Annotated in this window: 16 protein-coding genes; 4 read left to right on the forward strand and 12 right to left on the reverse strand. The window is 42.1% G+C overall.

Translation table 11 applies throughout. From position 1 onward, the window contains the following. Together uvrA and IPM65_05925 are read right to left on the reverse strand one after the other, a co-directional pair. A complete protein-coding gene (uvrA, locus tag IPM65_05920) occupies positions 1–2,874 on the reverse strand; it encodes an excinuclease ABC subunit UvrA (protein ID QQS43650.1) in 2,874 nt (957 codons plus the stop codon). 38 nt (positions 2,875–2,912) lie between these two features. Further along, positions 2,913–3,995: a transposase gene (locus IPM65_05925; protein ID QQS43651.1), complete on the reverse strand. Its 1,083-nt coding sequence runs from the start codon at positions 3,993–3,995 to the stop codon at positions 2,913–2,915. A 197-nt stretch (positions 3,996–4,192) separates the two neighbouring features. Between IPM65_05925 and IPM65_05930 the strand changes: the two genes are divergently transcribed. Further along, the gene (locus tag IPM65_05930; GenBank protein QQS43652.1) at positions 4,193–4,519 is read left to right on the forward strand and encodes a hypothetical protein; all 327 of its coding nucleotides are present in this window, start codon (positions 4,193–4,195) and stop codon (positions 4,517–4,519) included. Between the two features lie 39 nt (positions 4,520–4,558). Here the strand turns inward: IPM65_05930 and IPM65_05935 are convergent, their stop codons facing one another. Next, a complete protein-coding gene (locus IPM65_05935; GenBank protein QQS43653.1) occupies positions 4,559–5,233 on the reverse strand; it encodes an IS1595 family transposase in 675 nt (224 codons plus the stop codon). A gap of 43 nt (positions 5,234–5,276) precedes the next feature. Beyond that, a complete protein-coding gene (gene uvrB / locus IPM65_05940; GenBank protein QQS44725.1) occupies positions 5,277–7,340 on the reverse strand; it encodes an excinuclease ABC subunit UvrB in 2,064 nt (687 codons plus the stop codon). 151 nt (positions 7,341–7,491) lie between these two features. On the opposite strand from uvrB, the gene IPM65_05945 reads away from it, so the two are divergent. Further along, positions 7,492–8,358 (forward strand): class I SAM-dependent methyltransferase, encoded by an 867-nt coding sequence (locus IPM65_05945; protein QQS43654.1) that lies wholly within the window; start codon positions 7,492–7,494, stop codon positions 8,356–8,358. Here the strand turns inward: IPM65_05945 and IPM65_05950 are convergent, their stop codons facing one another. Next, positions 8,359–8,628: a DUF202 domain-containing protein gene (locus IPM65_05950; GenBank protein ID QQS43655.1), complete on the reverse strand. Its 270-nt coding sequence runs from the start codon at positions 8,626–8,628 to the stop codon at positions 8,359–8,361. A gap of 36 nt (positions 8,629–8,664) precedes the next feature. On the opposite strand from IPM65_05950, the gene rsmI reads away from it, so the two are divergent. After that, entirely contained in the window at positions 8,665–9,348 is a 684-nt protein-coding gene (rsmI, locus tag IPM65_05955; protein ID QQS43656.1) for a 16S rRNA (cytidine(1402)-2'-O)-methyltransferase, read from the forward strand. Between the two features lie 15 nt (positions 9,349–9,363). Here the strand turns inward: rsmI and IPM65_05960 are convergent, their stop codons facing one another. The 5 genes from IPM65_05960 to IPM65_05980 form a co-directional block, all read right to left on the reverse strand. Beyond that, on the reverse strand, positions 9,364–9,918 hold the full coding sequence (locus IPM65_05960; GenBank protein QQS43657.1) for a topoisomerase DNA-binding C4 zinc finger domain-containing protein: 555 nt from the start codon (positions 9,916–9,918) through the stop codon (positions 9,364–9,366). A gap of 61 nt (positions 9,919–9,979) precedes the next feature. Beyond that, a complete protein-coding gene (locus IPM65_05965) occupies positions 9,980–10,975 on the reverse strand; it encodes an ATP-grasp domain-containing protein (protein ID QQS43658.1) in 996 nt (331 codons plus the stop codon). Between the two features lie 55 nt (positions 10,976–11,030). Continuing rightward, positions 11,031–11,801 carry a metal ABC transporter permease gene (locus IPM65_05970; GenBank protein ID QQS43659.1) on the reverse strand — a complete coding sequence of 257 codons (771 nt, stop codon included), beginning with the start codon at positions 11,799–11,801 and terminating at the stop codon, positions 11,031–11,033. Between the two features lie 29 nt (positions 11,802–11,830). Continuing rightward, positions 11,831–12,550, reverse strand: a complete 720-nt coding sequence (locus IPM65_05975) for a metal ABC transporter ATP-binding protein (GenBank protein ID QQS43660.1) — start codon at positions 12,548–12,550, stop codon at positions 11,831–11,833. Further along, on the reverse strand, positions 12,551–13,486 hold the full coding sequence (locus IPM65_05980; GenBank protein ID QQS43661.1) for a zinc ABC transporter substrate-binding protein: 936 nt from the start codon (positions 13,484–13,486) through the stop codon (positions 12,551–12,553). An 89-nt stretch (positions 13,487–13,575) separates the two neighbouring features. Between IPM65_05980 and greA the strand changes: the two genes are divergently transcribed. Next, entirely contained in the window at positions 13,576–14,037 is a 462-nt protein-coding gene (gene greA, locus IPM65_05985; GenBank protein ID QQS43662.1) for a transcription elongation factor GreA, read from the forward strand. Here the strand turns inward: greA and IPM65_05990 are convergent. Beyond that, positions 14,030–14,269: a hypothetical protein gene (locus tag IPM65_05990; GenBank protein ID QQS43663.1), complete on the reverse strand. Its 240-nt coding sequence runs from the start codon at positions 14,267–14,269 to the stop codon at positions 14,030–14,032. The two genes, greA and IPM65_05990, sit on opposite strands and share 8 nt — an antisense overlap. Before the next feature lie 9 nt (positions 14,270–14,278). Continuing rightward, on the reverse strand, positions 14,279–15,067 hold the full coding sequence (locus IPM65_05995) for a hypothetical protein (protein QQS43664.1): 789 nt from the start codon (positions 15,065–15,067) through the stop codon (positions 14,279–14,281). Positions 15,068–15,188: the final 121 nt, after the last annotated feature.

Genomic DNA, 15,188 nt, shown 5'->3' on the forward strand with positions numbered 1-15,188 from the left:
TTATAAATACTTTTTCAAATACCGACCGGTATGGGAATTGTTGATGTCTAGAATCCCGCGAAGAGCACCTTGGTACACTATTTCACCGCCTTTGTCACCGCCTTCAGGGCCCAAATCAATGATCCACTGAGCGTTCTTTACTACATCAAGATTGTGTTCAATTACAACTACGGTATTTCCCTGTTCAACCAGTTCCTGAAGTGCTGCTAACAGTTTTTCCACATCAGCAAAGTGCAGACCTGTAGTCGGTTCATCGAGAATGTATAGAGTGTGACCGCGGCTCGCACGTGAAAGTTCATCAGCTAGTTTAATTCTCTGTGCTTCACCTCCTGAAAAGGTCGGTGCCGGCTGTCCGAGTGATATATATCCAAGTCCGACTTTCTGTAAAAACTGAAGTTTATTGAAGATCTTTATGTGATTTCTGAAAAAATCAGCCGCTTCATCGACGGTCATATTCAAAACGTCGAAAATCGTTTTGTCTTTATATTTCACTTCAAGTGTTTCTCTGTTGTAACGCTGTCCTTCGCATACATCGCATTTGACATATACATCAGATAAAAACTGCATTTCTATTTTAATAACTCCGGCTCCCTGGCATTTTTCACATCGTCCGCCTTTGACATTGAAAGAAAATCTCCCCCTTTTGTATCCTCGTGCTCTGGCCTCTACCGTTTCGGCAAAAATGTCACGGACTTCGTCAAACATGCCGACATATGTCGCGGGATTGGATCTCGGTGTCCGTCCGATAGGAGATTGATCGACAAGGTATACCCGTGTCAGATCCTGAAATCCCTCGAGCCGGCTGTAATCACCGACAGACTCATTCCACTGATTGTTAATTTGCAGTTTGAGTGCGGGATACAGTGTTTCTGTTATTAGAGTGGACTTCCCTGATCCTGAGACGCCGGTGATGGCGATAAGATTCTGCAGCGGAAAACGGACCGTGACATCTTTCAGGTTGTATTGTGATGCGTTGTGAAGAATAATTTTTCCTTTCTTTTCCTCAAGTTCACGTTCTGAGATAGCGATTTGCTTACGTCCTGAAAGATATTTTCCCGTTACTGTCTGCTCGTCTTTTTTGATCTCATCAATTGTTCCCGTGAATGTGATTTTTCCGCCGTTTTTTCCGGCTTTGGGGCCGAGTTCGACCAGATAATCAGCCGATTCCATTGTTTCCTGGTCGTGCTCCACGACAACAAGCGTGTTGCCGAGATCTTTCAGGTTGTGCAGCGTTTGAATCAATGCTGAGACATCACGGGGATGGAGTCCTATAGACGGTTCATCAAGGACATATAAAACACCGGTTAATCCTGTTCCGATTTGAGATGCCAGTCTGATTCTTTGCAATTCCCCTCCCGAAAGGGTTTTTGCTGCGCGTGAAATCGTCAGATAAGACAGTCCGACATTGTCCAAAAAAGTCAGTCTGGTAATTATTTCCCGTAAAATCGGAGTAGCTATCTGTATCTCGTACTCATTTAATATTTCTTTAATTCTGACATTGCTGAATTCGATCATTTTCTTGATAGCCCAGTCCGTGACATCAGAGATATTGTGACCGTCGATTGTGATCGACAGGACTTCCTTTTTCAATCGTGCACCTTCACAGACGGGACAGGTTTCTTCACGCATATATTTTTCAACTTCTCCGTTTCCGCCTTCGCTGTCAAAGTATCGTCGTTCCATGTCTTTGACCAGTCCGTGCCATGTCTCATGAATTGTTGTCGGTCTGCCGAATCGGTTCGTTCCTTCGACGAGGTATGTCGTGCCGGTACCTTTCAAAAGTATGTCCTTGGACTCCTGTGACAATTTCTTTATCGGTATATTTAAATCAACTCCTTCATGTTCTGCTACCGTTTTTATAAGTCTCAGGTACCAGGTGCCCTGATAAAAGAATTTCGGATACGGCTGGATACCGCCTTCATTAATGCTTAAGTTCGGGTTGAGTAACAAGTCAGGATCGATGCGGTATACCGTGCCGATTCCCTTACATTCAGGACAGGCACCAAGCGGTGAGTTGAATGAAAACATGCGCGGTTCGATTTCGGGAAGCGACAAATTACAATTCGGACAGGAAAATTTTTCGGAAAAAAGATGTTCTTCGCTTCCCAATGCCAAGACGGCCAGACCGTCCGAGAGATTGGTGCTTTGCTCGACTGCCGTTGTCAGCCGTGAGCGCAGATTTGACATAAAAACATCATTACTCAAATCTTTATACTGCAGTGATAAGGTATCAATATATGCTTCGATAGTGTGTTTGTTTGCTTTGATCAGATCAATATCACTGTCAAACGTAAAATCTTTTCCGTCAACTCTTGCCTGTCGGAATCCTTTACTCTGCAGATTTTCAAAAAGATCTTTGAATTCCCCTTTTCTGTTCCTGACAACCGGTGAAAGAATATGAATTATGTGCGGTTTTATTTTATCGGTTGAGAGCTCTTTTTTAATCATCTCAATCATCCGTGTCACAATCTCATCAACGGACAGTTTACGGATCTCGATATTACAATTCGGACAGTGGGGATGTCCTACCCGTGCAAAAAGGACACGAAGATAATCATAAATTTCGGTAATTGTTCCGACCGTCGATCGCGGATTGTGTGATGCTGTTTTCTGATCAATAGAGATTGACGGTGAAAGGCCTTCGATCATATCAACATCAGGCTTATTCATGATGCCAAGAAACTGCCTGGCATATGCGGAAAGTGATTCGACATATCGTCGCTGGCCTTCAGCATAAATGGTGTCAAAAGCCAAAGAAGATTTACCGGAACCTGATACTCCGGTAAAAACGACAAACTTATTTTTCGGAATTTCGACATCGACGTTCTTGAGATTGTGCTCACGAGCGCCTTTGACGACAATGGAATTTAGCATAGAAGAACCTATTAGTTTACACGGTTTTAGCAGAAAGATCAAGTAAGTGTATGAGTTCCATACATATGGCACTCTTTAGGTAAAATAGATAATAGGTAATCCATAGGTGAAATATTGTTCAGGCTTTTGTGAACTCGCTTTGTATTGTACCAGACGAGGTATTCAATAAGGTGACGATTGAATGATCCGATACCGGTCCACTTGGTATAGATGTAGGGGTTCATAAATTCTTCCTGGAGTGTTCTGTTTGCTCGCTCAATAAAGGCATTGATCTTGGGACATCTGGGGTAGATAAAGAGGTGTGGGATATTGTTTTCTTCCAGATAGTCATGGAAGTTTCCCAGATACTCGAGGCCGTTATCTGTTTGTATGGTTTTTATACCATCTTGTATTGGGTATACTAGTTCCAGTCTTCTCATAAAATCAGCACCGTTTCGGCTGTTGAGTTTTGAGTATCCGTAGGAGAACTGGAATTTGAGTTTGATGTCCACTGCATTGAAGACATACAGCTTGATTCCGTGTACAAACTTCGTGATGGTATCAATCTCAATGTATCCGGTATCTTCCACCTTGGGAGACCGCTTGACCTTCTGTCGGTACTTTACTTTCCGTTTTGCAAAGCCACTTGCTGGATTGTGATAGATCCGGTAGGTCTTGCGCTGCAGGTTGTGTCTTTTGATCACTTTTCCAATGGTTGACTCAGATATAGTTGAAATTCCTTCCTGTAGGCAATACTCATCAAGTAAGGGCTTGATCTTCTCCTTTCCCAAACAAAAGTATTGTTCTCGAATCTCTTTGATAAAGGATATGACCTTCGGGTGAGTCTCCATACGTCGGGGTGTCTTTGGCTTGGTTGTCTCTGGTATCAGGCTATCCAACTGCCCTTCTGAATCTCGCCGTCTCTTCCTCCATCGAAACAATGTCCTTCGTGATATCCCATATGCATCAACTGCAGCTTGTATCCCGTACTTCTCTGCAAATGTCAGAACATCGTTTCTGATTTGTGCTACATCTGACTGATTGTAGTCTGATAGAGATCGTATCTTTTTCATAAGATCTCTATTGTACTGCCAGTCATAACTCCTAATTACTCGAAGCTGATCTCCTCCCCATTTACTCATAGATGTTAGTTCCCTATGAGTGCCATATCTTTCGTAACTTATTCAGTAAGTGATTGTATAGTATACTATTACCCCGATACTATGGAAAAATTACAACAAAGCCTACGATTTGAGCCGACTTTTTCTGATAGAATGACCTTCGAAAAGATATTACATCCCGATCACTGGCATATCTTGCACGCGGGGAGCAATATGCTGTGTGTCTTAATCAAGTAATTACGTTTGGAGGGGATATCGAACGGTTCAGACAATACCTTGCATACGGAAAAGAGTTCGGGATTTCACAAATATCAAATGAAGGTATTGCCAGCATCGTGATCTACTGGACTGATTTTCCGCAATACGAAAAGGTTGAGAGGGATGACATCTGTATTGTCAAACCGTTCATTTTGCGTCCTGAGCTTGATGATTCACAACTTATTTTGTATGAACAGGCGTTCAGATCAACTTCACCAAATAGATATCTTCGTTTTCGAAATAATCCCAGCGAATTAGCTCTTGAACTGTATTCTGAAATACAATAATCATCTCCTTTGACTTCATTCACAGTAATTTGCAAGGCTCTAGACTAGCACATTAACAATTTGTAATAGTTCATTGTAAAGGATCGATGGGGATTTGCTCCATCTCCATTCACACTCTTTCAAGTGTAATGGAAAGTTTTTCTTTACACCATTGAACTTAACGAGACGTCTTTTACAAAAGGACCAGAATGACTCTATGCCATTGATATGGACCCCTTTTGTATTTGAGAACTCATTTTTCTTGTGATTGATTCTCAAATGTTTGTCATACCCGACATCAACAAGTCCGTTGTATCCGCTCCACGAATCTGAATATACAGTACTGTTCAAGTCAATCTTTCCCTTCATAACAGCATGTAGCGTTCTTCTTTTACAGTTTGGAATGATACGAGTAAATACACGTCCTTGACGCTCATATATCCCAAATACTACCTGCTTAAATGACGTCCCACGACCTCTTTTACTTGACTTGCCTCTCATCCTTCGAGGTCCAAAGTATGATTCATCAATTTCTATCTCACCACCAACATATCGTTGCATCTGGTGCACTTGGTGATGATATATGAGTTGACGAATATTATTGTAATATTTGTTGACTGTATTGCGGTTGAGACCCAAAATACCAGAGGTCTGTGTAGCACTCAGATCGTGTGCAAAACACCATAGTATCTTTTTTCTCTTGTATTTTGATATCGGCCTATTGTTACAAACCATACCTCTAGTTTAGCACTACTCTGCTAGTCTAGAGCCTTTGCAATTACTCCTTCAGTTCTCGGATCTTATCACGGAGCATTATAGCAGCTTCAAAATTCATCTCTTCCGCATATTTTTTCATTTCTCTTTCAAACTTCTTTATTGTCTTCTTCTTGTCCAGCGGAGTCATCGAATCAATATCCAGTTCCTCGACTGCTTTCATTGTAAAGTCTTTCTGGAGTTTGTCGAATGACATATAATCTTCTTCAAGGTGTTCGACAATCTTCTCACGAAGCGGTTTATAAATAGTTTTCGGATTAATATTATGCTTTTTATTGTACGCAAGCTGCTGCTCACGGCGTCGTTTAATCTCTTCCGTCGATTTCTTGATAGAGTCAGTCATTTTATCTGCATACAATATGACTTTGCCTTGAACATTTCGGGCAGCGCGTCCCATTGTTTGAATCAGAGATGTTCTGGATCTTAAGAATCCTTCCTTATCGGCATCAAGTATCGCCACAAGTGTGACTTCGGGCAGATCGAGACCCTCTCTCAGTAAGTTCACTCCGATCAATACGTCAAACTCATTTTTGCGGAGATTGTCAAGCACGTCAGACCGTTCAAGAGTGTGAATGTCTGAGTGAAGATATGCAGCTCTGATTTTCTTCTCAGTCAAAAACTCGGTCAAATCTTCTGCTGTTTTCTTTGTGAGTGTTGTAACCAGCACTTTTTCGCCTTTTTTTGCCCGATCCTCTACTTCTTTGATAAGGTCAGGTATCTCCGTTGTTGCAGGACGGATTTCAATCTCTGGATCCACAATACCGGTCGGTCTGATAAGCTGCTCGACAACTCCGTTGTGGGGTACTTCATTTTTCTCTCTTTCGAGAGCCTTTGTTTCTCCGTGAGCCTGATCCACTTCCCATTCGTCGGGAGTTGCGGAGACATATACGATTTTTGAGGGTATACGATAGAACTCTTCAAATTTCAGTGGCCTATTGTCGTAGGCAGAGTTTAAACGGAAACCGAAATCTATCAGCGTTCTTTTTCTGGCATGATCGCCGTTGTACATCCCTCTGATTTGTGGCACGGTCATGTGAGACTCATCAATAAAAACGAGAAAGTCATTGCCGTAAGCCACTTTAAAATAATCAAGAAGACTGTAAGGAGCGTCACCCGGTTTTCTGCCGTCAAAATACCGTGAATAATTTTCAATACCGTTCACATATCCGACTTCTTTGATCATCTCCAGATCGTAATTTACTTTCCTGAGCAGCCGCTCTGCTTCCAGGTTTTTCCCCTGCTTTTTCAGCATTTGATGTTCTTTTGCAAGATCCGCTCTGATTTGCGATTCCGCTTTTTCAAAAACAACGGGATCTGTGAGATACAATTTTGCAGGATAAATAGTTACACCGGTACTTTCCGATCTGATTTTCTGTCCTGATAGCGGTTCGATAAACTCAATTTCCTTCACTCTTCCGTATTCTTCGATAATTCTGATAGCATAGTCCTGATAAGGCAGATAAATATCCATATGGCTGCCGCGTACTCTAAACGTGCCGCGATTAAAATCAAATTCAGACCGTTCATACAAAAGTTCAGTCAGGCGTACCGAAAGCTGTTTCCAGTCGACAAAATCACCAATCTTAATATCGACCATATATTTCCCGTACTCAGTAGGAGAACCGATATTGTAAATACACGATACAGAGGCGACGACAATGACATCTTTTCGGGTTAGGATGTTTGTCGTTGATTGGAGGCGGAGCTTGTCAATAAGTTCATTGATATCCGCTTCTTTCTCAATGTAAGTGTCAGTTGTCGGGATGTAAGCCTCAGGCTGATAGTAGTCGTAGTATGACACAAAGTAAGACACGGCATTTGTCGGAAAAAAATCCCTGAATTCCTGATATAGCTGTCCTGCCAAAGTTTTGTTGTGAGATATGATCAATGCAGGCATGTTCAGATCGCGGATCATATTGGCCATAGTAAAGGTTTTGCCGGACCCGGTCACGCCGAGAAGCACTTGATTTTTTATGCCGGATTTCACACCAGCTGTCAGTTTTGCGATTGCCTGAGGTTGATCGCCTGTCGGATTGTATTCAGAGGATAAATCAAAAGCCATGGGTATATTATAGCTGATAGGTAAAAGATAGTAGCTTATGGCTTATAGAGGGAGATATCAGAATAGATGTCTCATGCCGTAGCTATTATATTCTCTTATCAAGAACTTTATTAACTCCTGCCATCTATCTCTTCTTCCCATAAGCTATAATACAAATATGCAAGTACTGGTGCAGGAAGGCTTTCCTGATTACGAACTAATAGATTCCGGAGACGGCATGAGACTTGAACGCTTTGGTCCGTATCGTATTGCACGGCCTGATCCGCAGGTACTTTGGAAAAAGCACGCTCCTGAGCATATGTGGAAACGGGTAGATGCTCTTTTTGATAAATCCACAGAGCGGGGCCAATGGAAGGTCTTAAATAAACTTCCCGATCACTGGCAAATCCGGTACAATGACCTCCATTTCCACGCACGGCTTACTCCTTTTAAACATACAGGTATTTTCCCCGAACAGGCTATAATGTGGGACTGGACAACCAATTTGATTCGGAAATCTCATCGCAAAATTAAAGTATTAAATTTGTTCGGGTATACGGGGATAGCTTCTGTCGCGGCGGCAAAAGCCGGTGCACAGGTCACTCATGTTGATGCTTCCAAACCCTCGATCACATGGGCCAATGAGAACATGAAGGCTTCGGGATTACCAAACGATGCTATTCGATGGATACTGGATGACGCTCTCAAATTTACGAAACGGGAAGTACACAGAGGGAATTTTTATGACGGGATTATTATGGATCCCCCGGTCTACGGTCACGGTCCGAAAAAAGAAGCATGGGATTTTTACAAGCATATGCCCGTTCTTCTTGAACATTGCGCAAAAATTCTTTCACCGCATCCTCTCTTTTTCCTGATCAATGCTTATGCAATCTCTTCTTCTGCCATCATGCTCGGAAATATAATGCAGGATTTGATGATTCAGCACAAAGGGAAAACCGAATACGGAGAACTTGCACTCAGAGAGAGCTTCGGTAAGCGTCTTCTGTCTACAGGAATCTATTCGAGATGGCAATCTCACTGATTATTTGTTCCTGACAAACACATTCAGTTCGTTAAATTTCTGGATTCCCAGAATATACATATATGCCGCAGCGGGAAGAAGTATCAGCCCGAAAATGTTCATATATGCTTCCTCAAACAGCTTGATAAGGGTAAGTGCTGCTATTAAAAAGGTACTTCCCGTTCGGAAATATGCAAGAGCGGTACGTTCAAATGCAAAAACCGTACGGTCGACTGCTAATTCCTGATTGCTCTCCTGAAGCAGTGATGTGTCAAAATGGGTTGTCTTCATAAGTAATACAAATTTATAATGAGTTATAATAGATATATGCTAACCGTAGTAGGAACCCCGATCGGCAATCTTGAGGATGTCTCATACAGACAAGCCAGGACACTTACTGATTCCGATATCATTCTAGCAGAGGATACGCGTTCGGCGCAAACACTCCTTCATGCGATCGAGCATCTGTTCGGCATGAAACCGAAAGAAGGACAGAAAATTATTTCCTATTACAAAGAGAAAGAATTTGAAAAACTTCCCGGTATTATTGATGATCTTGAGGCCGGAAAAACGGTCAGTCTGATTTCAGAAGCGGGAATGCCGGTGATCTCCGATCCCGGATTTTTGCTTATTTCGACCGTGATTAAGAAAGGATTACCGTATGAAGTCATACCCGGCCCGTCAGCAGTAACGACGGCACTGCTTCATTCAGGTATCAAATTCAGCAGATTTATGTTTCTGGGATTTTTGCCGAAAAAAGAACTGGAGTTTGAAAGACTGCTCATCAACATCAGAGATATCCGTCAGATTGCAAATCACACTGCATTTATTGCTTTTGAGTCTCCTCACAGGATCAATCAGACACTTGCAGTCATGGAAAAAGTTTTTCCTGATGCTGAAATTGTGATAGCGCGTGAGCTTACCAAGAAATTTGAGGAGATCTTTCGCGGGAAGGCGGCAGAATTAAAAGGCAAAGAATACCGCGGTGAAATAACGCTTATTTTTTCCTGACAGATCCCCGTCCGATTACTGTTCGTATTCAGGAAAGTTTTCGTCTCCGTTAAATTTAGCTTCGGTATCTGCAGGTCTCGAATTATTGTTAAGCCATTCAATGTATGTACAACCTGTTGCTTTTCTTGTTTCACGATCCCAACCTGAAGTACTGCATTTCTTCATTCTTTTCCCGTTTGCTGTAGTCACAAGGACGAGATTCTCTCCGCATGTCGGACATTTTTCATCCAATTCTTCTTTTGTACCGTTGAACCATTCGACGAAATCACAACCTGTCGCTTTCCTGGCTTCACGGTCCCATCCTCCTTTGCTGCATTTCTTCATTTTTTTGCCTGTTCTTGTGGTTGCCATGACAAGAGGTGCGCCGCATTTGGGACATTTTTCATCTAGTTCTTCAGGTTCAGGAGTAAACCACTTGACATAATCACAGCCTTCCACCTGTCTGGTTTCGGGATTCCATGATCCGGTAGAACATCGTTGAAGTTTTTTACCGGTCGGTGTTTCTTCTACTGGAGACAAAGGTGATCCGCATTTCGGACAGTTGGTTAGTTTTGAATCTTTAGTTGCCATCTGAACATTGTATACTCTGATCAGTAAGATTACAAGAGATATATGTAATTACTTATCTTTATTATGCATTTTCTATAAGGAAGTCCACCAGTTGAGGAAAGCTCATTCCGATTGCTTTGGTCTCCTTGGGAAACAGTGAATTTTTGGTCATACCCGGAAGTGTATTAGTTTCCATATAGTAAAGTGTTCCGTCCTTATACAGAAAATCAGAACGTGAGTACGTTTTGCAGCCAAGTAATGTATGGATATTGGCGGCAAGCTCGGAGACAATGTCCGAGACACGTTTGTCCAGGTTTTTCGGAGGGGAAACTTCGATTGCTCCACCGTCTTCGTATTTGGAAGCATAATCAAAAAATGCTGATTTATTCGGGATAATTTCTACAGGGGGTATGAAGGTCATATTCCCTTCACGGTCTTCCAGACATCCGCAGGTAATTTCCATTGCATCTCTGATATACTCCTGCAGAAGCACATGTCGATACAGTTTTTCATTTCGTGATTTTTGTACCTGTTTCTTCAATTCTTCCTCAGAATTAATGATATGAAGGCCGACACTTGAACCCATATTATTGGGTTTGAAAATAAGCGGATACTGTAAATCTTCAACAGGAATGTTGCCGTAAAGATCAATAAGCGAAGTATTGGGAAGCGTGATTTCTTCAAGCGTATTGACTATAAGTGCAGTGCGGAATTTATCCATGCAGATTGCACTTGCAGTCGGTCCTGAACCCGTATATCTGATTTTGAAAAATTCAAGTATTGTTTGCAGTTTACCGTCTTCCACGAATTCACCGTGAATCCCGGCAAGGAATGCCAGATCAGTTTTGGTGAGATACTTCTCGACTCCCTCCATAAAAGGAAGATAAGTTGAAGTATCCTCAGGAATCTGCAATTCTTTTTCAGGCTTGAAATACGTGCATTTTAAGTCTTTCGTAATATAAAAAACAGATACATCATATTTTGTTTTATCGATCGCTTCAAAGAGAGATTTTGTGCTGTTTATCGATACTTCATGTTCAGAAGATGGACCGCCGCACACTAAGGTTACTTTCATCATAGGTGTCCTTATACTATACGACCTGTTCGTCATGAGGTCAAGAGAAGAAGATATCTCAAAGATTTTTCCAAATAAGAGCAGTCAAAAAGATAAGTCCGGAGACGACGGCTATCATTGGACCTGACGGAACGTTAAACAGATATGAACCCGTCAATCCGATTATGACGGAGATCGTCGAAAATATCGGTGCAAGAACAAACATGCTTTTCAAAGATCCGGCAAACAATCGTGATGTTGCTGCAGGAATGATAAGAAGTGCATTTACCAAAACTATTCCGACCAGCTGAATACCGATTACGATTGAGATTGCGAGTGCTACATGATAGATCATGTCAATCATACCGACGCGGATTCCGAGAAGTTGTGAATATTCTGCATCAAAGGCAATATTCAGAAGTTTTTTGTGGTATACCCTGGCTACGAAAAAGAGTACTATCGCTGTAACTCCTGTGAAAATAATATACTCCCAACTTATCCCGAGAATGCTTCCGAATAGAAAGCTCATGAGCTCCGGTTGGTAGCCTGGAGTTACGGAAAGCAGGATCACTCCGATTGCCATAGATACAGGTAGGATAATACCGAGCAGACTGTCAGTATGGAGATCGGACTTTTTCCTCAAAACAGGGAGGATAAAGGCGACAAGAACGGCATACAGCAGAGAAAGAAGCAGCGGATTCACCCCGAACAGTATTCCCAAAGCCACGCCTGTTAGGGAAGAATGAGCTATGGCATCACCGAAAAATGATGAGCGGCGAAGCATGGCAAAAATCCCGAAGTATGCAAGCAGCAAGGCAATAATTATGCCTCCGATAAATGCACGCTGCATGAAAGGTAGTGTAAGTATTGAAATGTCCATTAGGTTTTGTCGTGATGGTGACCGTAGAACTTCAAATGATGTCCGTACAAATTCTGAAACATTTCCTGGGTAAGTACATTTTGCGTTCCGGTACAAACAAGTTTTTGATTGATGCAGAGAACATTGTCTGCAAATGTATGAACGATATCAAGTTCGTGCGTTGCAATAAGGACTGTCAAATGTTTTTCCGTAACAAGCTTCTGCAGGAGCGTGTAAAATGATTGTTCTCCTCCGACATCGACTCCGGCTTCCGGTTCATCTAGAATCAGAAGCTGAGGGTTTTGAAGGAGAGATCGTACTAAAAGAATTCGTTGAAGCTGGCCTCCGGAGAGTGCAGAAAGAAGTTTCCTATCTTTCCCTTTCATGTTCACTTCCTCCATGAGGGTGCTGATCTCATCATCAAAACTTTTCTGGGCGCAGGATAAATGCAAAAATTCATGCACGGTGATAGGAAAAGAAGTATCAAAACTGAAGCGCTGAGGAACATATCCGATTCGGTTCAGTTGTTCACGGACATCCCTATCGTTTAGACGAATCTTGCCTTTAAAGGGTACAAAACCGAGTATTGCCTTAAGAAGAGTTGATTTCCCTGAGCCGTTGGGACCGATTAATGCCGTGATGGACTCTGGCTTCAGTTCAAATGAAATATCCTCAATAGCGTTGTGAGATGCATGCGGATATCTGACCGTTACATTTTTTACTTCAAGTATTGGTGACATTTATTGTAGGGCTTGGGTAATCTGATTAACATTATAGCGCATAAGAGAAACAAATGAATCTTTGTCAGGAACTCCTCCGATCGGATCAAGCTGTGATATTGAAATTTCAAGATCAGCTGCAATCGGCTCCAGAGAAGTTGTTGAGAATTGAGGCTCAGCAAATACTACACGAATATCATCCTCCTCGATATGATCGATAAATTCCTGCACATATTCCGGCGAAGGCTCTTCCCCGGGAAATTCTTCAAAAGTAGTCACAACTTCAATATCATACTCTTCAGCAAGGTATCCGAACGCATTGTGAAATGTTGCAATACGTTTGTTCTCAATCGCTTGCAGCTTTGACCGATTGTCCTGATCAAGTGCTGCCAATACAGCTTCATACTCATTGTAATTTTGTTCAAAGGATTCCTTGTGTTCAGGATACAACTTACTAAGTTCATCTCGTATCTGTGCGGCTATGGCTTTTCCGTTCTCAATACTGAGCCAGTAATGCGGGTCAGTTTGTTCTGAGTAATTGTTCTCTGCTACTTCTTCTCCTGTTTTCTCGTCATGTGAGTGGTTGGCTCCTGTATATGGTAATAATTTAATTTTTTCATCTACCACGACCTGATTCTTAACTCCAGCTGATTCTGCAACGGAAGTACTCCAGTTGTCTATCCCGTGTCCAATCATAAACAAAGTATCAGCGCCTTGGAGGGTTTTTACTGTTTCTGGTGAAGGTTCGTATGAATGAGGGCTTGCACCTGCCGGCAATAATAGTACTATTTCAACATTGTTTCCGGCAATGTTCTTTGTAATATCGTATAAAGGAAAAATGGTAGTAGCAACCTTTTGACGGTCTAAGTCAGTCTCCTTCCCCTGTCTGTTATATCCCAAAACAATAACTAATGCCAAAATGATACCCAGAAAAAGAAGAAATAATATTTTTTTCATAAATCTAGTATATGCAACTGATTTGCATTTGTCAATATTGATATAATCGAACGCTCCGGGAAAATACCATAATCCAGTATAATTGTTCTATGCCGAAACCGACGCCGATTCTTTTCACAAAGGAAGGATACGAAACACTGCAAAAGGAACTTACTACTCTCAAATCAAAGAGACCTGAATATGTGCAGGAACTTACAAAAGCTGCAGAGCTCGGAGACCGCAGCGAAAACGCAGCCTATAAATATGCCAAACAGAAACTAAGACAAACAGACAGCAGACTTCGTTATCTGGAAAAAACACTGGACCGGGCAAAAGTCGTCGAAGCGACTCAGCATGAATATATTGAAATCGGTTCATCAGTTATTATGCATAACGGTACAAAAGAGTGCGCATACCGTATTGTCGGAGGTAATGAATCGGATCCCTCAAAAGGGCTTCTTTCCTATCAGTCCCCTCTTGGACAAGCATTGCTGAGGAAAAAGACAGGGGATAAGGTTTCGATAACAACACCTGTGGGTACGGTGATCTATACAATCCTCAAAATCAGTTAGCTTCAGGGAACTCTACATCACAAGCCATTGCCGTACACATGACTTCTCCGTTCTGACACGAACAGGAATTACACTCATCCTGAAAGCCTTCTCCGTCTTTGTAAGTAATGCCTTTGTAGGTACATGACAAAGGAATGATATTTTTTACCGGATTTGTATCCAGTTTTGCAATCATCAGACCGAGCACTACCCCGATACCGATTAGCAGGATATACAGTAAATATTGTTTCATATGAAATCATTATATATCTTTTTGCTCGTTTAGCTCCTGAAATAATTGATGAGCAGTAAAAAGTTTTTCTTCAAAGATGTCTTCTTCTTCCTCTCCGTCGGGGACCAGACACTGCTGGTGTTCATTCAATTCATAGTTACCGGCACAGTATTGCTCCCATTTCCAAGTATAGATATTCAGTGTTGCAAATATTCCCCCTACTATGTATTGACGGAGCGCGGGAATATATGGAATCTTTCCTGTCTGAATGGCATTGGGTACCGCAAGTGACGCAATCCACCTTCTGATATCGATTTCTTCCTGTTCCCGGGTTTTGACGGCCCAGTTCCCCAGCGAAAGATTCAGTGAAGGTCCACGGATCGCAGGGTCATACCTATGGCTATCGGATGCAGTGGTCTCTCTCAGTCTTTGAAGCTTAATATTTATACCGAGGACAGGATCAGGCGCATCGTCAATTTGCCGGCCTACTACAAGGTCAATCCCGTGTCTCCCGGGTCTTCCATGTTCGAGTTGGGGTGATGCGAGACTTACCGTGTATCCGGCACTTTCAAGCGGCGAGATTAGGCTGATGTATGAAGCCCATTCAGCCATAAAAGCATGAGAATCATTTCTTTCATCAGTTCCGTTTGATGCAATATAATCTTCTAGTGCCGCGCGTCTTCGGTTGATAAAACCGTTTGTAGCATATGCGGTTTCAAGGATGTGCGGATCAAACGACTGATACGGAAGGCCAGCACTGTATGCTGCTTCAAAGTCTTCAATAAACTGCAGTGCTCGAGGCGATTCGAGTGTAAGCATCAATAATTTTATTATAGAGAGTTCATGGTATTCGTCCAGTAGGTTTTACAGTAATTTACATATCAGAGAGTATACTTTTAGCCTCAAAAGTAAGCATATTGTCGGAAGGCCATATTGAGAT

It is taken from the genome of Candidatus Roizmanbacteria bacterium, from assembly GCA_016700135.1.
In the GTDB taxonomy this organism is placed as follows: domain Bacteria; phylum Patescibacteriota; class Microgenomatia; order UBA1406; family GWC2-37-13; genus UBA1450.